General features: G+C 35.7%; 17 protein-coding genes, 1 tRNA gene and 1 other RNA gene. 4 read left to right on the top strand and 15 right to left on the bottom strand.

Features of this window, described 5'->3' with window-relative positions; genetic code table 11:
* Positions 1-422 precede the first annotated feature (422 nt).
* From recR to gltB, 11 genes are all read right to left on the bottom strand, one after another.
* Entirely contained in the window at positions 423-1,019 is a 597-nt protein-coding gene (recR, locus tag KA909_RS03155; protein ID WP_053030221.1) for a recombination mediator RecR, read from the bottom strand.
* 5 nt (positions 1,020-1,024) lie between these two features.
* Positions 1,025-1,342, bottom strand: coding sequence for a YbaB/EbfC family nucleoid-associated protein (locus KA909_RS03150; protein ID WP_001213992.1), 318 nt, complete (start codon positions 1,340-1,342; stop codon positions 1,025-1,027).
* Between the two features lie 155 nt (positions 1,343-1,497).
* Positions 1,498-3,210, bottom strand: a complete 1,713-nt coding sequence (dnaX, locus tag KA909_RS03145; RefSeq protein ID WP_075109158.1) for a DNA polymerase III subunit gamma/tau — start codon at positions 3,208-3,210, stop codon at positions 1,498-1,500.
* A gap of 68 nt (positions 3,211-3,278) precedes the next feature.
* A complete protein-coding gene (locus tag KA909_RS03140) occupies positions 3,279-3,806 on the bottom strand; it encodes a GNAT family N-acetyltransferase (RefSeq protein ID WP_193839753.1) in 528 nt (175 codons plus the stop codon).
* Between the two features lie 304 nt (positions 3,807-4,110).
* Positions 4,111-4,380, bottom strand: an RNA gene (ffs, locus tag KA909_RS03135) — signal recognition particle sRNA large type.
* Positions 4,381-4,471: 91 nt separating this feature from the next.
* Complete coding sequence (gene treR / locus KA909_RS03130; RefSeq protein WP_210129953.1) at positions 4,472-5,197, bottom strand: trehalose operon repressor; 726 nt, start codon at positions 5,195-5,197, stop codon at positions 4,472-4,474.
* 21 nt (positions 5,198-5,218) lie between these two features.
* Positions 5,219-6,853, bottom strand: a complete 1,635-nt coding sequence (gene treC / locus KA909_RS03125) for an alpha,alpha-phosphotrehalase (protein WP_193839755.1) — start codon at positions 6,851-6,853, stop codon at positions 5,219-5,221.
* A gap of 259 nt (positions 6,854-7,112) precedes the next feature.
* Positions 7,113-8,561 (bottom strand): PTS system trehalose-specific EIIBC component, encoded by a 1,449-nt coding sequence (gene treP / locus KA909_RS03120; protein ID WP_075109154.1) that lies wholly within the window; start codon positions 8,559-8,561, stop codon positions 7,113-7,115.
* A gap of 191 nt (positions 8,562-8,752) precedes the next feature.
* Positions 8,753-8,845: transfer RNA gene (locus KA909_RS03115), tRNA-Ser, on the bottom strand.
* 113 nt (positions 8,846-8,958) lie between these two features.
* Positions 8,959-10,422: a glutamate synthase subunit beta gene (locus KA909_RS03110; protein ID WP_193839756.1), complete on the bottom strand. Its 1,464-nt coding sequence runs from the start codon at positions 10,420-10,422 to the stop codon at positions 8,959-8,961.
* An 18-nt stretch (positions 10,423-10,440) separates the two neighbouring features.
* On the bottom strand, positions 10,441-14,961 hold the full coding sequence (gene gltB / locus KA909_RS03105; RefSeq protein WP_210129952.1) for a glutamate synthase large subunit: 4,521 nt from the start codon (positions 14,959-14,961) through the stop codon (positions 10,441-10,443).
* Positions 14,962-15,124: 163 nt separating this feature from the next.
* Here gltB and gltC point away from each other — a divergent pair, with 163 nt between their 5' ends.
* From gltC to KA909_RS03090, 3 genes are all read left to right on the top strand, one after another.
* On the top strand, positions 15,125-16,012 hold the full coding sequence (gene gltC, locus KA909_RS03100; RefSeq protein ID WP_193839758.1) for a glutamate biosynthesis transcriptional regulator GltC: 888 nt from the start codon (positions 15,125-15,127) through the stop codon (positions 16,010-16,012).
* Positions 16,013-16,173: 161 nt separating this feature from the next.
* Positions 16,174-17,256, top strand: coding sequence for a YibE/F family protein (locus tag KA909_RS03095; RefSeq protein WP_398577042.1), 1,083 nt, complete (start codon positions 16,174-16,176; stop codon positions 17,254-17,256).
* Entirely contained in the window at positions 17,253-18,062 is an 810-nt protein-coding gene (locus KA909_RS03090; protein ID WP_193839759.1) for a YibE/F family protein, read from the top strand. The genes KA909_RS03095 and KA909_RS03090 overlap by 4 nt, the downstream gene beginning before the upstream one ends.
* 140 nt (positions 18,063-18,202) lie before the next feature.
* On the opposite strand, the gene KA909_RS03085 is transcribed toward KA909_RS03090, so the two are convergent.
* Together KA909_RS03085 and KA909_RS03080 are read right to left on the bottom strand one after the other, a co-directional pair.
* Positions 18,203-18,667: a GNAT family N-acetyltransferase gene (locus tag KA909_RS03085; RefSeq protein WP_193839760.1), complete on the bottom strand. Its 465-nt coding sequence runs from the start codon at positions 18,665-18,667 to the stop codon at positions 18,203-18,205.
* Between the two features lie 7 nt (positions 18,668-18,674).
* The gene (locus tag KA909_RS03080) at positions 18,675-19,064 is read right to left on the bottom strand and encodes an NUDIX hydrolase (RefSeq protein WP_075109147.1); all 390 of its coding nucleotides are present in this window, start codon (positions 19,062-19,064) and stop codon (positions 18,675-18,677) included.
* A gap of 127 nt (positions 19,065-19,191) precedes the next feature.
* Here KA909_RS03080 and KA909_RS03075 point away from each other — a divergent pair, with 127 nt between their 5' ends.
* Positions 19,192-19,470, top strand: coding sequence for a hypothetical protein (locus KA909_RS03075; protein WP_053030234.1), 279 nt, complete (start codon positions 19,192-19,194; stop codon positions 19,468-19,470).
* A 156-nt stretch (positions 19,471-19,626) separates the two neighbouring features.
* On the opposite strand, the gene KA909_RS03070 is transcribed toward KA909_RS03075, so the two are convergent.
* On the bottom strand, positions 19,627-20,616 hold the full coding sequence (locus tag KA909_RS03070; RefSeq protein WP_193839761.1) for a LysM peptidoglycan-binding domain-containing protein: 990 nt from the start codon (positions 20,614-20,616) through the stop codon (positions 19,627-19,629).
* A gap of 422 nt (positions 20,617-21,038) precedes the next feature.
* The gene (locus tag KA909_RS03065) at positions 21,039-22,184 is read right to left on the bottom strand and encodes a bifunctional cystathionine gamma-lyase/homocysteine desulfhydrase (RefSeq protein WP_053030238.1); all 1,146 of its coding nucleotides are present in this window, start codon (positions 22,182-22,184) and stop codon (positions 21,039-21,041) included.
* Position 22,185: the final 1 nt, after the last annotated feature.

Raw genomic sequence — 22,185 nt, 5'->3', positions numbered from 1 at the left:
AGTTTTCAATGTTCATTTTTTGTTACCACAAGAATTAATTATACTCGCTACCAACAATAAAGTCAACAACTTTTTTCATTAATTTTTGAAGTGTTTTAATGTTCGTTGATTTGTTCCGCTCAACAAATATATACTATACAGGCATTCATCCATTTTAACAACAGTAAAAATTACACTTTATTCAGTACAAAAAGTTCTAAAATACTCAATAAACGAACTTTAATTAATAATAAGTATTAAATAGTTCGTTTTTATGCATTATATCGTTTTTGTTACCCATTTTAATTCGTTTTAATCACTCAAATAACAAACTTTAAAAAATTTACATTTTTTTAAAATAAATTAAAAAAACGCTATTGCAAATCGAAATATAACTGTTATAGCTATATTTGCTATCAATTTGCTAATAGCGACTCTATGTTTTACATTTCTGTTCTTCCTGCTATTGCTTTAGATAAAGTAACTTCATCAGCGTATTCTAAATCTCCACCTACTGAGAGTCCTTGGGCTAATCTAGTGACTTTAATTCCAATAGGTTTCACCAATCTTGATATATACATCGCCGTTGATTCTCCCTCTAAGTTAGGATTCATAGCTAATATTAATTCTTTAACCTCATCATCTTTTAATCTATCAATTAATGTCGGTATATTAATATCTTCTGGCCCTATTCCATCCATTGGAGAGATTGAGCCATGTAGTACATGGTAAAGTCCTTTATACTCTCTCATCTTCTCCATCGCAATAACATCTTTATCATCTTCAACTACACATATAACTGAGCGATCACGTTGCTTATCTTCACAAATATAGCAAGGGTCATTCTCAGTTATATGACCACATACACTACAATAAGTAAGCTCACGTTTAACATCTACCAAGGCTTTAGCAAATTGGACTACATCGTCTTCTTTCATATCTAAAGTATGAAATGCCAGACGTTGAGCCGTCTTGGGACCAATGCCTGGCAGTTTCATAAAACTATCTATTAATTTAGATATAGGTTCAGGATAATGCATCTATATTACATTCCCGGAATATTTAAGCCTTGTGTATGCTTACCTAAACGTTCTTGAGTTAATTCGTCAGCTTTATTCATCGCTTCATTCGTTGCTGCTAAAACTAAATCTTGTAGCATTTCGATATCGTCTGGATCTACCGCTTCTTCTTTAATTTCAACATCTACAACTTCTTTGTGACCAGTAACTGTAACAGCTACCATGCCACCACCTGCAGTACCAACAATACGTTCTTCTTTTAATTTTTCTTGCTCTTGAGCCATTTTCTTTTGCATTTTTTGCATTTGTTTCATCATTTGTTGCATATTTCCGCCACCGCGCATAATATCATTTCCTCCTTGAATGTATCGACATTATCTTTTAATTTATATTTTATTATACATACGTTTATATTTATTGTCATGTATCTCTGTTTCTAGAATCAATTCAACAATCCTATACTCAAATCAAGTTCTTACTATTAATATAACAAAAAGGATTATTCATCTATTAAATGAACAGTTTCTTCACCAAATAAGTCACGGGCTTTCTGTGCTACATCTGTGTCTTGCTTACTTTCTTCACCATTAGTTGGTGTTGTTTGATTATCTTTATCTTGTTGCTTTCTACTATTAATATATTCAGTTCTTACTCTCATCCATTGATCTGAAGGGACGCCCACTACTTCAACATTCTTATTAATGATGTTTCTCACTACATTTTCAATACTAGTTCGTTTTTCATCATCTCTATTAACAATTTCACAGTGTATCTCTTCATCAAACTGAACTAATACGCGTTTTTCACTAGCTGCTACAGGAATTGAGTTTTGTAATAAACTTACCAATGATTTCTTATCATTCTTTTTCGCATAGTCTACTACTTCTAGCCAGTGTTTCTTCAATAGTTGAATATCTTCTTTGTTTGCTTCGTCTAATACTTTAGCAATATTCGTCATTGAGAAAGTACCTTTATTCTGACGTCTACCACGCGTGTTCGTTTGTGTAGCATGCTGTTTTGAATTTGCTTGAGGGATGCCTTGAGCTTTGAGTGTTTTTAGTTCATTTTCTAGTTGTTCCATACGTTGTAACAACACGTCATTATTAGGTTGTGACGCAACTTGTGTTGTCGCAACATTGGTTACAGTGTCAGACTGTGATTTCATCATTTCAGCAATTTTTACTAGTAATACTTCAAAGTGCACATTTTGGTTCACACTAAAACGTATCGATACTAAAGTATCGTTAATGATATCAATCATATGATAAAGCGTATCTAAATTAAAATTCATTAGCGCATCGAATTCTGCATGATTATCGACCGTTTTATTCATAATTGTATCGCGAACAAAATAAATCATATCATTAATAAGGCGGTTTACTTCTTTTCCTTCTGAAATAAATTGATGATAGCGTGTAAATGCATTTTTAACATTCCCTTCAACAACGTCTTTAAATAATTCATTTAATGCCGCTTCATCCACACTACCCGTTACATCTAATACATCTTGTAGTGTAAGATGCTCATCACCAAATGCGATAGCTTGGTCCATAATACTTAGCGCATCACGCATACCACCTTCAGATGCTTTAGCAATAAACTCAAGGGCTTCATTATCATAATCTAAATGTTGTTCTTCAGCTACAAAGCGCAAGCGATCTGTAATTTGTTCTGTGCCTATCGCTTTAAAGTCAAAACGTTGCGCTCGCGAAATAATCGTAGGCGGGATTTTATGTGGTTCAGTTGTAGCAAGAATAAAAATAGCATGTGCCGGTGGTTCCTCAAGTGTTTTTAATAGCGCATTAAACGCACCAGTTGTTAGCATGTGCACCTCATCAATAATATATACTTTATATTTCGACTCACTAGGCGCATATTTAACTTTATCTCTAATGTTTCTAATTTCATCTACACCATTATTACTTGCAGCATCAATCTCAATCACATCGCCATTCGTACCTTGTGTAATACCTTTACAAATCGCACATTCATTACATGGTTCGCCATCTTGAGGATTTAAACAATTTATTGCTTTAGCAAACACTTTAGCAATACTCGTTTTACCAGTTCCACGAGGACCACTAAAGATATAGGCATGTGATTGTTTACCTTTGGAAATGGCGTTTCGTAACGTCTTAGTTACATGTTCTTGCCCCACAACATCCTGAAAGCTTTGGGGTCTAAACATTCGATACAAAGCTTGATAATTCACATCCGCACCTCCGTTAACAATTACTCTACATTATATCACGCATTATCGCCTTAATTTCAATGAATTTATTATGTCATATCTGCGTCTTGCACAATACCATGTGGATAATCATCCAGTTGATTCCATAGAAATTTAACCCGTAACATAGACGCATCTGTTTCTTTTGAGAAAATATGATGTTTGTCTGCCGATTCATAACCTAACCCTTCGAAATACTCTGGACAACACCCCACAACGATAGTCGTATATTGTTGTGATTTCGCGCGTTCTTCAACAGCTTGGACTAAGGCTTTGCCCAACCCTTCATTACGATATGGCTGTTCAACTATAAGGGACGCTAATTCTAGTGCTTTGTAACGCTGATTTTCAGCATTCAAATTGATCTCGCTAAGCATGACATGTCCTATAATATCGCCCGATTCATCTTTAGCAATGACTTCGAGTTCATAATTATAATTCGCTGCTTGACGTAATTTTGAAATGAGTGCACGTTGTCTTTGACCAGCACCTTGATGTTTCTCATCATAACTTGATTCTATTCTATTCAAAGTTTCGCTATAATCCATTTCCGTTAATGTACTTAAGAATAATCGCATATTGACACCCCTCTAATGCGTCAAAGTGTTCCCCGTTCGACACTCGGACATATCGCTTTCCCGTTTTTATTTATCTATATTTTATACAAAAAAATGGGAGCAGGACAGAATTCTGTTTAAATTCGTTGTCCCACTCCCTTAAGGATGACTAGAACTGAGAAATGCTTGATTTAAGCGCCTTCTCAATTTAGACAGCTACTGCGAACTCGCAAAGTAGCATCATTACATTATTTATATTACAAGCTCTCTTTTAAATTTGTACTAAAAATTTGATTTATTTCGGTTAATTTAACGTATTAAAAAACCGTGCACCTTCGAATCGAGTGTGTATCACAAACGTTACCGAAGTCGACAGCTAAATCTCGGCTACCCTACGGCACATATGAGGATCCACTTAATGCTGCTTCCGTCAGGACCTGACATGATTCATGGGTTCATATTGCATAGGACCGAAATCTTCAAACACTACGTGCTTCGGGCAGACTTCACAAAAACACACCCTCAACAAAGGAATTAAGTCTCGCATAAAGCGGATTTCGAGTACAGGGAACCGCTACCTCCCCACCTAGCACGGTAAGTTTTATAATACTATAAACGTTCTCCCTATTGCAAGTGTAAAGTTTTAATTCTCCATATCATCGACTCAAAAATAGCTTGATGCCATCTCATAATTTATGTCGTCTAGAGAATTCTTGGAATTTAAATTCTGTTGCTAAATGCTTAGACACATTGTATTGGAATGGCGTTGTGTTATTTAAATAAACGACACTTCTCACTGTTGCAGTATATGGTGGTTGTATTTTACCGAAAACATCATAGGCACTTTCAGTAAAAGGCTCAAACGTAATCGATTTGCTTGAATAACTGATATCTAATTCTAATTGCGTTTCTAAATAATGATAAATAGAATCTTTTGCTACTGAATTCGTAATACCCGGAACGATTGAAGCTAAAAAGTAATCTTCATCTAAAATCTTCACTCTATGATTGATACTTCTTGTACGTACAACATGAATCAGCTCCTCATCACCTTTAAGGTTTAATTGCGTTTTAACATAAGGTACCGAGTTAGCTTTAATCCGCTCGTTAATGAGTACTTCAGTTTCATGTTTCAAACCCAGTTCTTCTTGCACCTCTTTAAAGCTAATTAATTCTGAAAATGGGAACTCCGTAACACCTTGATCAATAACAATAGACCCCTTACCTCTAATTTTTTGAATCATACCATCATTTGCTAACAAGTCCAGTGCTTTTCGAACAGTTTCACGCGATGTGCCATATCGTGTTACCAATTCATGTTCTGACGGAAGTTGTTGTCCATTGGTATATACATCTTCATGTATTTGTTGCTTGAGTTGTTCATATATCGTTATGAATTTTTGTGTTGCCATGTCCTTCTCCATTACATCAATCTATTGAACATCAATGACAATTGCACCAAATGGAGATATTTCACCATTTTCTATTGTGCCATTTTGAATAATAACTGTTCCTTGTCTATTGATGTCTTCAGGTAATTTTACTGCTTCTTTTGAAAAGTTAGCAACCACGAGCCATGTTTGGCCGTCATAATTTCGACGGTACATGAATAATTGTGGGTGTTCCATATATAACGGCTCGATGTCACCATAAGTGATAATATCATGTTCATGACGCAATCGAATCAGTTCGCGATACGTGTGTAGTACGGATGTTTTGTCCTCAATTGCTGCTTCTACGTTAATATATTGCGCATTGTTTGGTATATCAATCCAAGGCGTACCAGTAGTGAAACCTGCTTGTTCACCTGATGTCCATTGAATAGGTGTTCTAGAATTGTCACGTGATTTTTGCCCTAGAATAGTTAAAATTTCACTTTCATCTATACCTTGTTGTTTTAAGTTATCATAGGCATTACGTGACTCAACATCACGATATTGTTGAATAGAATCAAAGCGCGGATCCGTCATACCGATTTCCTCGCCTTGATAAATGTATGGTGTACCTTGCAACATATGCAATGCGATAGCTAACATCTTAGCGCTTGCTTGTCGATTTTCTTCTGTAGAATCATCACCGAAACGAGATACAACGCGTGGTTGATCATGATTGCACCAGAAAATCGCATTCCATCCGCCACCTTCGTATATTCCAATTTGCCAATCCATCAATATTTCTTTTAGTTTTAAAAAGTCTAATTTCGCATTTGACCACTTTTCTCCATCAACATAGTCTACTTTTAGATGATGGAAGTTGAAGACACTACTTAATTCTTGTCGGTCAGATTTTGTATATTTGATACAATTATCAATGGTTGTTGATGACATTTCTCCTACCGTCATCATATCTTTATCTCCAAATGTATGACGATTGAGTTCATGTAGATACTCATGTACATGTGGTCCGTCAGTATAAAACTCTTTTCCAATTTTAGGAGAATCCTTAAATTCACCTTTAGAAATAAGATTAATTACATCAAAGCGGAAACCATCTACACCAAATTCAATCCAGTGGTTAACAACATCATATAAAGCCTGCCTCACTGCTTCATTATCCCAATTTAAGTCTGCTTGTGTGACATCGAATAAATGTAAATAATATTCATCTGTCTTCTCGTCGTATTGCCAAGCATTACCACCAAACTTCGATTCCCAATTAGTTGGAGGCCCATCTCGTGATGGTTTAAAGAAATAATAATCACGATACGGATTGTCTTTCGAACGGATTGCTTCTTTAAACCATTCATGTTCTGTAGATGTATGATTAATAACAATATCTATCATGACTTTTAAGTCTCTCTTATGTGCTTCACTGATTAATGTTTCAAAATCTTCTAGCGTTCCGAAGCGTTCGTTAATTTTCAAGTAATTGCTTATATCATAACCATTATCATTCATCGGTGATTCATAAACAGGTGTTAACCAAATGTAATCAACACCTAAATATTGAATATAGTCTAATTTTTCAATAATTCCTTTTAAATCTCCCTCACCATTACCTGTTGTATCGTTAAATGATTTGGGATAAATTTGATAAACGACAGACTTTTTCCAATCTTTTTGTGCCATGTATACTCACCTTTCGCTTATTAATCGTATTAATGTGATTTAAAGGGAGTGGGATAGAATTTTTTCGAATTCGTTATCCCCCTCCCAGTTTACTTAACTTGTCAAATTCCTTTATGAAAGTCTCTCTGCAGAGCCCGCCTGTAAGAATGACTAGAACCGAAAAACCTTGATTTAAATGCTCTCTCAGTTCAGTCAGCTACTGTGAAATTGCAAAATAGCATTTTATATTATTTATATTTCAGCGTCTTTATTTGTAAATTTATTTAGCTGTTGTTTCTTCAGGGTTTTCAACCATCTTCTTAGCTTTAATTGTTGTAAATCTTGCAAAGACAATTGTCAAAATAGCTGGTATTGCCATAGCAAGTAATGTAACTGGCATATAAATAAACCAAAATTCACTTTGAATTGAAATGAAGGCTGGAACACCACCTACACCGACACTACCCAATACCTTTTTAGCGCCGATAATAGCACCTAAAACGCTTGATGTACAAATAGCAGCAAAGAAAGGTACTTTTAACGGTAAATTCACACCAAACATTGCAGGTTCTGTAACACCTAAAAATGCTGATACACTTGAAGTTAAGGCTAAACCTTCTTCTTTTACCATTTTGCGTCGTCTATAGATAAACCACGCTCCAAACGCTGCCGAACCTTGACAGATATTAGATATTGCAACGATCGGCCATAAATATGTACCGCCCAGTTTGCTTCCCATTAATTGGAAGTCAACTGCCAAGAACATATGGTGTAATCCCGTAATAACAAGTGGTGCATAGAAAAATCCATAAATCGCACCACCTAACCAACCAGCATGTTCGAAGACAAATTGAACTGCACCAGTAATACCAGTACCTATCACAAGTGCAATCGGACCAATAATTATAAATGCTAAGAATCCAGTGACCAGTAATGCTACCGGTCCGACAACTAACATTTTAATTGAGTCATGAACAACTTTATTTAATGCTTTTTCAATGAGTGATAAGACATAAGCTGCAATTAAAACTGGTAAGACTTGGCCTTGATAGTTTAATTGTTTGATTTCAAGCCCAAAAAGATTCCATGTCGGAATATGGCCTTTAGCAATGTCATATTGTGAAACTAACTGTGGATGCATTAGGATAAGTCCAAGTACTAAACCTAATATTGGACTACCACCAAACACTTTCATACTACTCCAACCAATTAATGCTGGTAAAAAGATAAACGCTGTACTTGCGATGACGTTAATAATATTCGATATATCACCCAACTGAGGATATTGTTCAACAAGTGGTTTAGGACCAAATAATTTTTCCATAGTAAGTAAATTATTAATCCCCATTAAGAGACCTGCTGTAACTAATGCCGGTAAAATCGGAATGAAGATATCTCCCAATAGTTTTATAAGTCGTTGTAAAGGATTGCCTTTTTTCGCTGCAGCAGCTTTAGCCTCATCTTTTGAGGATTCTGCTACACCTGTCTCTTGAATAAATTGTTTATACACTTCGTCCACGGTACCAGGTCCTATAACGATTTGGTATTGGTTATCCGCTTTAAATTGACCTTTAACAAGTGCATTATCGTCTAATGCATCTTTATCAACTTTATTGTCATCTTTTAACACTAAACGCAGTCGTGTAACACAGTGCGTTGCAGTTTCAATGTTTTCTTGCCCACCTATTGCTTTGACGATATCCTGCACATCTTTTCTTTTTACAGCCACGACTTTCACTCCCTTATTTTTAATAACCCAAGTATAACTTGTCTAGACAAGTTTTGTAAAGGCTTTCATAATATTGTTGAATTTTCATTCTAGAATGGGCGCTAAATGCAATAAAAAAGACAAGTACTCAACATATTAAACATTGAGTACTTGTCTTTTTTATATTTATTAGTCTTGGATTTTAATTATAATGGCGGAGGAAGAGGGATTCGAACCCCCGCGGCCCGTTAAGGCCCTGTCGGTTTTCAAGACCGATCCCTTCAGCCGGACTTGGGTATTCCTCCAATGAACACAATAAATATCATATACCACGGTTCATTGGAAGTCAATCACTTTTATAGTCAAATTGTAAAATTATTCATTTTTATTTTTAGTACGCGCTTATACGCCATTGAACTTACACGAAGACCTTTTGTTTTAAGAAGTGATCTACTGATTGAGCAACGCCACGCCCTTCTTTAATTGCCCAAACTACCAAACTTTGACCTCTTCGCGCATCTCCAGCGGCAAAAATCTTTTCTTTATTAGTACGATAGTCTTTATCGTTGGCGATAATTTTATTTTGTTGTGTTGCAATATCAAATGACCTTGGGACAGTTGGTTCTGTACCTTCAAAACCTATTGATAAAAGCACAAGATCTGCTGGCCAATGTCTTTCAGTACCATCTACAACAACCATTCCTTCTGGTGTTTCTTCTAAAATTTGTGTGTATACACCACGAACATTACCAATGTGATCTACATCGTATCGCATCGTCTGAACACCATAGGCACGCGGTTCTCTACCGAAACGTGCTTCATATTCTTTATGTGCATAATCCATTTTGAAGACAGGTAATGCCAATGGCCATGACGTATTACTTTCAAATGCGATTTCTTCAGGTGCTTTTGTATATTTGTTGAATTGTACTATTGACTTACAATTCTCACGTAATGCGGTAGCGACACAGTCTGCGCCAGTGTCACCAGCCCCAATAATGATGACGTTTTTCCCTTTAGCCGTTATTGTCGGTTCATCTATTTCACCATTTAATAACTGAGTCTGTTCAGTTAAATAATCCATAGCAAAGTGTATCCCTTGGCCCATGCGCCCTTCTAATGGTAAGTCACGCGCTTTTTGAGCACCCGTACATAAGATAATAGCGTCATACGTCTGCTCTAATGTTTCACGTGATATATCTACACCAATGTTGGTATTCGTCTTAAAGGTAATACCCGCCTCTTTCATTAATGCGATACGACGACGTACAACCTCTTTATCTAATTTCATATTTGGAATACCATACATAAGTAAGCCACCCGCTTCAGCAGCTCTTTCAAACACTGTCACTTGGTACCCCTTATAATTGAGCTCTTCGGCAGCAGTAAGACCGGCTGGACCGCTTCCTACAATTGCTACAGATTGTTCTAATCGTCGCTTAGGGTATTTAGGCTTAACCCACCCGTGTTCATAGGCTTCGTCAATAATCGTACGCTCAATACCTTTAATGGCAACTGATTCACGATTAATTTTCATAACACAAGACTGTTCACAAGGTGCTGGACAGACACGGCCCGTAAATTCAGGAAAATTATTTGTTTCACTCAAACGATGATAGGCAGACTCAAAATCTTGTCGATAAACTAAATCATTCCATTCAGGGATATAGTTACCGATTGGACAACCAATAGTTTCTCTCCCGAAAGGAAGACCTGTTTGACAAAATGGTGTCCCACAGTCCATACATCGTGCACCTTGAATGGACGCTTCTTCACGAGAAAAACGCTGTTGAAAAGCATCATGATGCTTCAAACGGTCAACTAAAGACAGTTCAGATAATGATTGCTTTTCATATTTCATAAATCCCTTAAATTCCCCCATAACAGACCCCTCCTTTCTTTAATAAATCACTGCTGGTTGTAATTCTTTGTCAATTGCCGTACGGTCATCGTAAAATGCTGCTAGTTTAGCTTCATCTATTTGTAATAAATTACGATTTTGTAATTCGATTTTTTGCATCATTAGTTCGTAATCTTTTGGAATTACTTTGACAACTTTATCTGCCACATGTTCAAAATCATTTAAAATTGCTGCTGCTTTTGTACTTTGCGTATAGTGGTAGTGCTCTTCTAACATAGCTTTAAGTAACGTTTTCTCCTCATTATGCGTCACTTCCTTAAACGCTAAGGTTGGCAATTGATTCTTATGTTTAAATGATTCAATATCACTTGGGAATACATAACAAACACCACCACTCATGCCTTGACCAAAGTTCTTACCAACATCCCCTAAGTTGACTACATGTCCTCCAGTCATATATTCCAAACCGTGATCACCGATACCTTCGACGACCACATCAACGCCACTATTTCGAATACAGAAGCGTTCGCCAGCACTACCATTAATAAAGGCTTTACCTTTTGAAGCGCCATAGAAACATACATTTCCAGCTATAATTTCACGTTCTCGCTCTTTATTTGGCGCTTTAACAACAACTATACCGCCTGATAAACCTTTACCAACGTAATCATTTGCATCACCTGTATGTTGAATTAACAATCCTGACGGTGCGAATGCCGCTAAACTCTGTCCTGCATGTCCGTGCGTTTTAGCTACAATAGTTGCTTCTGGTAAGCCATTAGCACCGTGTTGCTGTGTAATATAGCTTCCTGTAATAACCCCTACATCTCGTTGTTCATTATTAATCACATAGTTCCCTTTAAATACTTTTCCATCCTCAATACTTTGTTTAGCATCTTTATAAAGATAATTTAAATCGAAACCGATATCTAAATGATGATTTTGATTGATTTCTTTTGCGTTAGGCCCATCAACTGAATCCAATAACTTTTCGATATCCAATGTTGCTGCTTTCGAACGTTCATCGATTCGACTTGAACGTTGTAATAAATCGGTACGTCCGATCAATTCTTCAACCGTTCTTAATCCTAATGAAGCTAAGACCTCTCTTAACTCTTCAGCAATAAAATGCATAAAGTTAACAACGTGGTCAGCCTTACCTCTAAATAGTGCTCTCAAATCTTTATTCTGTGTCGCAATACCTACTGGGCATGTATCATTATGACAAACACGCATCATGACGCACCCTAAAACAACTAATGGCGCAGTCGCAAATCCAAATTCTTCAGCACCTAATGCGCATGCTAACGCCACATCCCTACCCGTCATCAACTTACCATCTGTTTCTAATCGGACACGGCTACGTAAATGATTTAATTTCAATGTTTGATGTGTTTCAGCTAAGCCAAGTTCCCAAGGCAACCCAGCGTGTTGAATACTTGTCTTAGGCGATGCACCTGTACCTCCGTCATACCCACTCACGACAATTTTATCTGCAAATGCTTTAGCAACACCTGATGCAATGGTTCCGATTCCTGTTTTTGAGACTAATTTAACTGCTACGTCTGCATTTCTATTCGCGTTCTTTAAATCATGAATAAGTTGCCCCAAATCTTCAATTGAATAAATATCATGATGAGGCGGTGGTGAAATCAACCCAATACCTGGCGTTGAACCACGTGTTTCAGCGATCCATGGATAAATTTTCGTTCCAGGTAACTGTCCACCTTCACCCGGCTTAGCACCTTGAGCAACTTTAATTTGTAACTCTTTTGCATGTTGTAAGTACTCGCTCGTTACACCAAAACGCCCTGAAGCCACTTGCTTAATCGCACTTGATAACACACTACCATCCGCTTGAATTTCATACCGTTTGGGATTTTCGCCACCTTCACCACTGTTACTTTTACCACCAAGACGATTCATGGCTTGGGCCAATGTTTGATGTGCTTCTTCAGAAATAGAACCGTAACTCATCGCACCTGTATTAAAACGTTTAACAATGGTTTCTACTGGCTCAACCTCACTAATATGAACCGGTCGCTGTACTTTAAATTCTAATAAATCACGTAAATGATCATTTCTTTGATCATGTACAGCATTAGAAAAAGCTTTAAACTGTGTATAGTCATTCTCACGACATGCATGTTGTAACAAGTGTATGGTTGTAGGATTAAATACGTGATGTTGACCTTGTTGGCGCCACTGGAAGACACTTCCCGAATCAAGGTACTCATTATGTCTTTGTTGACGCATTTTATTCTCTACGTCAATTTGTTGAATACTTAACCCTGATAATTTGGATTGTGTTCCAGTAAAATAAGCATCAATTACATCTTGGGATAAACCAACCGCTTCAAAGATTTGAGCCCCTTGATAACTTTGAACAGTAGAGATACCCATTTTCGCCATCACCTTAATAACACCTTCTGATAGAACACGTGTGTAAGTTTCAACATTATCTGAAATCGTGCCTTCTAAACGATGTGTTTCAGTTAAATGGGCAATGGTTTGTTGTGCTAAATATGGAATGACCGCATTCGCACCATATCCTAATAAACATGCCACATGGTGTACCTCACGCGTTTCACCAGATAGCGCTACTAAGCTCGTATCCATGCGTAAGCCTTCTCTTATCAATAACTGATGAATATGACTGATAGCCAGAAGTATTGGCATAGCGTAGCGTTGTTTCGATGCCCCATCCTCGATATGACAATCAATGAGTTCACTATCATCTAGGACTAATATCGTATAACCTTCTCGTGTAGCTTGTATTGCAGCGTCACCTAATCTTTCCAATGCCACTTCAAGATGATCTTGATACAGTGTAGACAAGTGTTTCACGTTAAACTTACTTTGTTTAATCCTATTGAGTTGCGTTAAAGTCAGGACCGGTTTTGCTAATTGAATACGATTCAATACCGTTTCATCCGGATGGAATAAGTTACCTTCTCCACCTAAATATGATAATTCACTCGTTACAATCTTTTCACGATAGGCATCAATAGGCGGATTGGTTACCTGTGCAAATAACTGTTTAAAGTAATTAAATAATGATTCTGGTCTCTCGTTTAATACGGCAAGTGGTGCATCATACCCCATCGCACCGATTGGATCTTTCTTACCTTTCACTAACTCAGCCATATATTTATATATATCTTCTTTGGTATATCCAAATTGACGTTGTAACTTAAATAATATCTTGTGATTCAGTGAAGACTGACGATAGATTTGCGCTTCTAATTGTAAATCTATTTTATTGTTATCTAACCACTTCTTATAAGGATATTGACTGGCAATACGCGCTTTCAACTCATTGTTTTCAATTACTTGACGTGACTCAAAATCTACAAGAAGTAACTTTCCAGGATTAAGTTGTCCTTTGTAAGCAACATTGTCTTCTGGTACATCCACAACGCCTACTTCGGATGAAAAGACAATAAAATTATCTTTTGTAATTGTATAGCGACCTGGTCGTAATCCATTACGGTCAGTTAATGCACCAATTTTATCTCCATTACAGAACGAAATCATCGTTGGACCATCCCATGGTTCCATCAAATAACTATAAAACTCATAGAACGCACGAACATTCGCATCATTTTCTTTGTTATATAACCATGGTTCAGGGATAAGCAACATCGCAGCTTCTTCAGGTTCCATTGCCAATGATAGAAATTCTAGCGCATTGTCTACAATTGCTGAATCACTTCCATCTTCATCAACAATGTTCTGTATTTTACTATGCTCTTCGCCAAATAATGTTTGAATTAATTGTCTTTGACGTGCTCTCATCCAATTCACATTACCTTTAATTGTATTGATTTCACCATTATGCATTAATAAACGATTTGGATGTGCACGTTTCCAACTCGGAAAAGTGTTTGTACTAAATCTTGAATGTACTAAACCTAGCTTAGATTGATAATCTTCATGATTTAAATCTAAATATAATTTTTTTATTTGATCTGAGCGTAACCATCCCTTATATACAATCGTCTTATGGGATAAGCTTGTAAAATAAAGACCTAAGTCTTGCTGTTCTGCATATTGTTCTATTTGCTTTCTTGCTATATATAACGGTTTAACTGGCGTTGCAACTGATCGAATATCTATAAACACTTGTTGAATGTGTGGCATTGTAGATGCAACATGAGGTGCTATGGCGTTGACATCAACAGGTACATCTCGATAGCCAATTACTTTTAGGCCTTCACTTTGAAAGTAATGATTAAATTGCGATTCGTGTGTCGTACCTTGTATCTTTTCATTAGAGAAAAAAAGACCTACCGCATAACCGCCCTCATTAGGTAAGTCTAAATCGACATGTGCTTCAAAAAATTGAAATGGTATTTCGGTCATAATACCTGCACCATCACCTGTTATACCATCCGCACCAACACCACCACGATGGTCAAGTCGACGTAACATTTCGAGTGATTTTTCAATAATATCGTGCGACCTTAAATTATTCATGTTTGCGTAGAAACCAATACCGCATGCATCATGTTCCTCACGGTAATCATATAATCCTCTTTTTAATCTTTCATCAAACATGATGCCCACTCCTTTTGAGAATTTTCAGAAAATTTACTGTTAATAATAATTAATATAATGTAAAATATTTATCTGAACAATATATTAATTAGATGACTTAATTCTAAAAATTAGAACAATCGACAATAAAATGTTTATGCGCACAGTAGAAAGGAGCATTCATTTGGAAATTAAACAATTAAAATATTTCGTAGAAGTTGCACGTCGAGAACATCTCTCTGAAGCAGCACTCGAGTTGAATATTGCCCAATCTGCAATAAGTCGACAAATCACATTGTTAGAACAAGAACTACAAGTTACTTTATTTAATAGGCAAGGGCGAAACATCCATTTAACGTCACATGGTAAAGCGTTACTCACTCAGGCGACTCAGATTTTGGAGCAGTTAGACGAAACAGTAGCATTATTTCAACAAACTAATCACAAAAATGCGCGCATACTTAATATTGGGTTTGAAGAGAGCTATATTTCTCAAATGATTACTGCCATCATTCAAGCGTTTGAGCGCCAATATGATAGCATAATTGTTCCTCATATGATGTCATCATCTGAGATTTCTGAAGCGCTATATACTGGTAAAATTGATATTGGATTGGTTGAAATAAACACGGCTCTTCAGAAGAACGCTAATTTATCACTCAAACCATTATTTGAAGAAACATACCATGTTTATGTGCCTAAAGATGATGTGATTGCTTTATCTATAAATCCGCCACTAACTCAACTAGCTGAAACACAACTATTCACTTTGAAACCTTTAGCAACAACTATAGAAAGCCGTTTACAACATACTTTAAAGTTACCAATTCATATCATTGGAACGAAATCCCTAGCACACTATTTACTTAAACATCACCGTGGCTATGTCATCTTGCCTGATTACTTATCATTGGAGAATGAGATGGAGTCATTATGTGATATATCATTAGCGCATACAGAATTAAAACGCTCCTTTTGCGTCGCCTTCAAAAAAGATAATAAAAAAGTAGATATTCTCAATTTATCGAATTTAATACATCAACTTCTAAGTAAAGTGTCGACATACCATTAACAGTATGAGGTGATATGTCATAATTCAAATAGTTACTATTTGAATAATACAGTTGAGGAGCGTATAATCACTCTGACTTATTAAAGCGTAGAATTTCGAGTTATAAATGAGGGTTAAATATAATGAATGCACAAAATCGCAACTATTTTAGTCATCGTATAATGAATACCATTATTGTAATTATCGGATTATTTATCATCGGCGCCTTTATTTTTACGTTTTTCAATGCACGTTTCTATAACACCCCTATCGGAAAAGTGACACATGTAGAAACGAGTAACGCTCACAAAGTCGTTGATGAACAACATAATACCGACTTCAAATACAAACAACATTTAACAATAGAAATATTAAATGGTAAATATAAAGGTGAATCCACTACGATAGATAATACCTATGTCAAATCGCAAGCAGATTCAGAGCACTTTAGTAAAAATAATAAGGTCTTAATGCACATTCAAAACAGCCCGAAAGATGCAACAATCTTAGAGAAAAAACGCGATAGTCTTACTGTAGCAATTGTAGGTATATTTATTATGTCCCTATTACTCGTTGGACGTAATGTAGGTTTACAGTCTATCCTGTCACTTATCTTTAACACTGGTGCTATTTTAATAGCTATTGCAATCCATGATAAACATCCATCTACTAACCTATTCATTCTAATGAGTGTGGCAATCGTGCTGTCTACCATTGTCACGCTATTGCTCGTAACCGGTTGGCATATGCGCACTTGGATCACAACAATCGGTACGTTATTAGGTACATTTTTATGTATTGGTATCACTCAAATCATTATTCAATTAACCAATGGATCTGGTATTAAATATGAAACAATGAGTTTTCTAACATTACCACCTAAAGATATATTCTTAGCATCCGTGCTTATTGGATCTTTAGGCGCTGTAATGGATGTCGCCATTACAATATCAAGTGGTATGTATGAAATCTTACAACGTACGCCTAACATTTCTTTATCGCGTTGGGCTCTAGCAGGTCGTAATATAGGACAAGATATTATGGGAACTATGACAAATATTTTACTTTTCTCCTACTTATCAGGAAGTTTGCCAATGTTCCTAATTTATTTAAAAAATGCTAACACATTTACATATACGATTTCGATGAATTGGTCTTTAGAAATCGCTCGTGCTATAACAGGTGGTATTGGTATCGTACTCACGATTCCAATTACGATTAGCCTGATGGTTATGTGGATGAAATGGAAGGGTGTGACAAGATGAATGCAGTCGTCCTACTAGCACTCATTTTATTTATTTTAATGCTTATCTTCGGCGGTAAAAAAGGATTAGTTTCATACTTAACATTATTCCTAAACTTTATAATCTTACTGATCAGTATTGTGTTCATTTTATTTGGAACACCTATTTATTTAGTTTCATTGATATTTTGTATCGTCATTGCTGCTTGTAACTTGTTTATTTTAAATAGTTACAATATTAAAACCAAGGCTGCTTTTATTGCTACAATATTAACTACGATATTATTAATATTAGGCATTTATTTATCTATAAGTATTGGTCATCTACAAGGGTTTACTACGGAACAACAAGATGAAACCTATATTTTTTCAATGAATATCGGTATCGATATGGTTCAATTCTCAGTATTTACGGTTATTTTAGCTGTTATTGCAGCTGTCATTGACTTAACGATAACGATAAGTTCACCTATGTATGAGCTCAATGAAACCAATCCTAATCTTTCACGCAAGGCATTGTTCCAGTCAGGTATGCGTGTAGGGAGAGAAATTTTAGCAACTTCTGCCAATACAATATATTTAGCTTATTTTGGGGGTCAATTAACACTATTCTTTTGGTTTTTCCAATTACATTATTCTTTTGGACACATTATTAACTCAAAGATATTTGCGCAAGAATTCATTTCTATCTTACTCGGTGGAATTGCTGTAGCGATTAGTATCCCTATCACAGCATGGATTACTGCATTATTAATTAAGCATCCTAAATTAAGTACACAGCCTTCACAAGAAGTTTCACAAACTTCAGAGCAAAACATCAATCATTAAATTGATAAAACAACAAGTGCCATACAATCTTGAAATAAGTTATCGAGATTGGGACAGAAGCCTTTATGAATGTCTTGTCCTACCTCATTTATTTCATATTGATTGTAATGGCACTTTTTTAATGCGCATATTTATAAAAACTATATGTTCAAATTCATAATATGAACTGGTCGACCTTCTAAGCTCGTCTCTCCAGTTATTGAATATTCGGCTTGTTTATACAACGATATTGCTTTGTCATTGTCAGTATTTACAGTCAATACTATTTCATTAATATAGGGAAACGTTGCTTTAATATAGCTTGGTAGTTGTTGAATCACAGCTTTTCCAACACCTTGACCACGATATCGTGCATCTACACTAAATGAACGGAAAAATATAGCATCTTGATGATTGCTATACGGTTTAACCCCTTGACCTTCATGTAATGTAAAGAAGCCCACGCATTGATCATTTAACATAACAAGTGTCGGATGACGCTCATTGTCCCCTTTAGCCGATGCAATATTATCATTAGGCGTTCGAGTGAATTTTCTATCTTCTGCTAATATTTCAAACGCATTTAATAGTGGTTGATCGTGAATTGTATATGGTCGTATTTCCATTTTCTCCCTACTTTCTCTCTGAAAAGGTCTCAATCCATTTTACAACAGCTGGTGCGATTAAGGTTGTATCAGATTTATCGAACCAACGAATATCTGTAATTTCATTATCAATTTCCACACTATCCCAATCAATTTTCTGTTGAACTTTAAATCCATTTAGCTCCGTTAACGTGTTCTTTTGTGGGTAAGCATCCCCAACAACTGTACCTAAATATGTAAAGTCACTTTGTTCAAACGCCAATTGTAATTCCTCTTTAACTTCTCGTTGTATCGCTTCTAATTGCGTTTCACCCGCATCAATTTTACCACCCGGGAAATAATATTTTTCTCTATTTCTTACTTGCACTAATAAGATTTGGTCATCTGTTTCTTCCACTAAACAAACACATTTGATCATACCTGCACACCTTTTCTATTAAATGTTTTGTACTTCAAAAATATATGTTAATTTAGTATGATGTTAACATATATTAATATACTAAATGTCCGTTTAGTGACATTTTGATATTCGGAGGGTATTATTCATGGCAAAGAAATCAAAATTAACACGCGTTTCAAATTTAGTAAGCACTGCAGGCTTTATCGTTGATGGTTACAACGGTATTAAATTTGATGCAAAAAATAAAAACCTAGTTTATTTATCTTTAGGCCTAAGTACAGTGGGTACACTTTTAGATTTCGTAGTATCAATGAAATCTCCTTACAAATTCCGTAAGTTATTTTCATTCGTTTCATTCATTATTAATGTTACACGCTTAGCTTCAAGTTTCAGAAAAGTTAAAGAAGATTATCAATTTCAATAAAATAAAAGGACTGGGTCAGAATTCTTATTGAATTCGTCTTCCCAGCCCTGCAAGGATGACTTGAGTTGAGAAACGCTTCATTTAAGCGCCTTCTCAATTCAGTCAACTACTGCAAATTGGCTACATAGCCAAATTATTATTTTTGTTTCAAGCTTTCTAATGAATGAATTTATAATTACGTACTTGGTACGCAGGAATTGTACGATATGTTAGAACCCCTGGACCAGCACTAAAGTTCATTTCTGAAACTAAAATACTACCATTACTATTTACGCGCTCTACAAAAGCCACATGGCCGTAATAACCAGCATCTGATTGTGCAATTGAACCTACTGTTGGATTGCTATCAATGCGATATCCATCTCTAGCTGCCGCATTATCCCAATTATTAGCATTCCACCAATACGTACTGATTCCTTTTCCAATAGCAGCACGACGATTGAATACATGCCAAGTACATTGTCCCCAGTCATATAAGTTACTATGGTTAAATACTGGTGATGAATAGTAAGTTGATTGCGTTGAACGTGTTGTATACGTGTTTGAAGAAGCTGAACCACTCACTCTTAATGTTTGACCAGGATAAATAAAGAAATTATTCAATCCATTTAATTTCATAATATGTTGATATGTTGTACCATATCGGCTAGCAATAGATGACAGTGAGTCACCATAACGTACTGTATAAGTGCTTGATGATGCACCTGAATTTGAATTATAACTTGATTGAGAATTAGAGCTAGCAGAACCTGATACTTTTAATTGTTGACCAGGGAAAATTAAAAAACTATTTAATCCATTTAAATTCATAATATGACGATATGTTGTACCATATCGGCTAGCAATAGATGATAAACTATCCCCTGCTCTCACAGTATATGTACTACTTGAATTACCGTAATTTGAACGACTTGAATAATTAGAAGATCCTGATACTTTTAATACTTGGTTTGGAAAAATAAGATTTGATGATAAGCCATTTAATGATTTTAATTTAGATACAGTGATACCATAATGGTTTGAAATAGACCATAAAGATTCACCACTTCGAACTGTGTGCGTTGTTGATGCTTCAGCTTGATGAGCAAATAGTGTACTAAGTGCTCCTGTCCCTAATACTGCTGTTGCTAGAATTTTTTTATTCATACAAAGCGCCTCCTTAATCTTATGCTTGTTCATTGGGTTACTCACCACTTATTTCTAGTTGTACTAGACACTTATCTGTATTAAATCTTTATTACATACTTCTTTCTTTTATCCGTTCAAGTAGTGTACTTATACTAAATTAATACAATTTAGCATGATATTCCATTTCATTTTGATTACATGTCTATGAATTTTTTGTGCACTACTATAAAATTTCAAATAATATCCTTAGAAATATAATTTACTTTTCATAAGTGTATAACACATTTTCACCGATTAATGTATCGTGTTTGATATAAAAATTACAGGAGTAGGACAGAATTCTTTATGAATTCTGTCCTACTCCCGTATAAATGACTAAAAACTGAAAATGAATACAAGAATGATTTTCACTTTAGTTACTATGAATTTGTATTTAATAGTTATTCCAAAGTATCGATGGCTTGTTTTAAATCTTCAACTAAATCTTCAGTATCTTCAATACCGATTGATAAACGTACGAGTCCATCAGTGATACCTTCTTTAGCACGTACATCAGCAGGGATAGACGCATGTGTCATTAAAGCAGGCACTGAAATTAAGCTTTCAACTGCGCCTAAACTTTCAGCTAATGTGAAGTAATGTGTTTCACGAATAAGTTGTTTGGCTGCTTCTGTATCTTTTACTTCAAACGCTACGACACCAGTGTGACCGCTAGCTTGAGAAGCATGAATATCATGATTTAAATGGTCTTTAATACTTGGATGGAAGACTTGTTGAACGGCTGGATGATTTTGTAACATTTCAACAATCGCTTCAACGTTACGATTAATTTGTTCCATGCGTAAGCCTAATGTTTTAATACCACGGACTAATAGGTAACTGTCTTGTGGTCCAAGCACACCACCTGTTGAATTTGAAATAAATGCTAAACGTTCACCAAGTTCGTCATCTGCAGTAGCAACTAAGCCAGCTACTACATCACTGTGGCCACCAATGTATTTAGTAGCTGAGTGTAATACAATATCAATGCCGAAATCTAATGGATTTTGATAATAAGGTGTCATAAATGTATTATCTACTACTGAAATTAAATTATTTTCTTTTGCAATTTCTGCAGTACGTTTAATATCCGTTACACGTAGTAATGGGTTAGATGGTGTTTCAACATATAACATTTTAGTTTCTGGTTTAATATAGTCCTTCACATTTTCGATATGTGTTGTATCTACGAAATCAACATCGATGCCATAACGCGTAAACACTTTAGTTAAGGCACGGTAAGTTCCACCATATACATCAGAATTTAAAATAAGGTGGTCGCCCTTATCTAATAACATAATAACCGCACTAATGGCTGCCATGCCTGAACCAAAAGCAAAACCATGTTTCCCATTTTCTAAATTAGCAATCACACTTTCAATAGCACTACGTGTTGGATTAGCGGTACGAGAGTATTCATACCCTTGTCTCAAGTCGCCAATGTCATCTTGTAAATACGTGCTTGTTTGATAAATTGGTGTTGTTACTGCACCTGTAAAATCATCTGTTGTATGTCCACCGTGAATCATTTGTGTTTTTTTCTTCATA

Origin of the sequence: Staphylococcus sp. GDX8P54P (assembly GCF_017893165.1) — a bacterium.
GTDB lineage: Bacteria > Bacillota > Bacilli > Staphylococcales > Staphylococcaceae > Staphylococcus > Staphylococcus borealis.
This window is presented reverse-complemented; position numbering and strand designations above follow the sequence as displayed.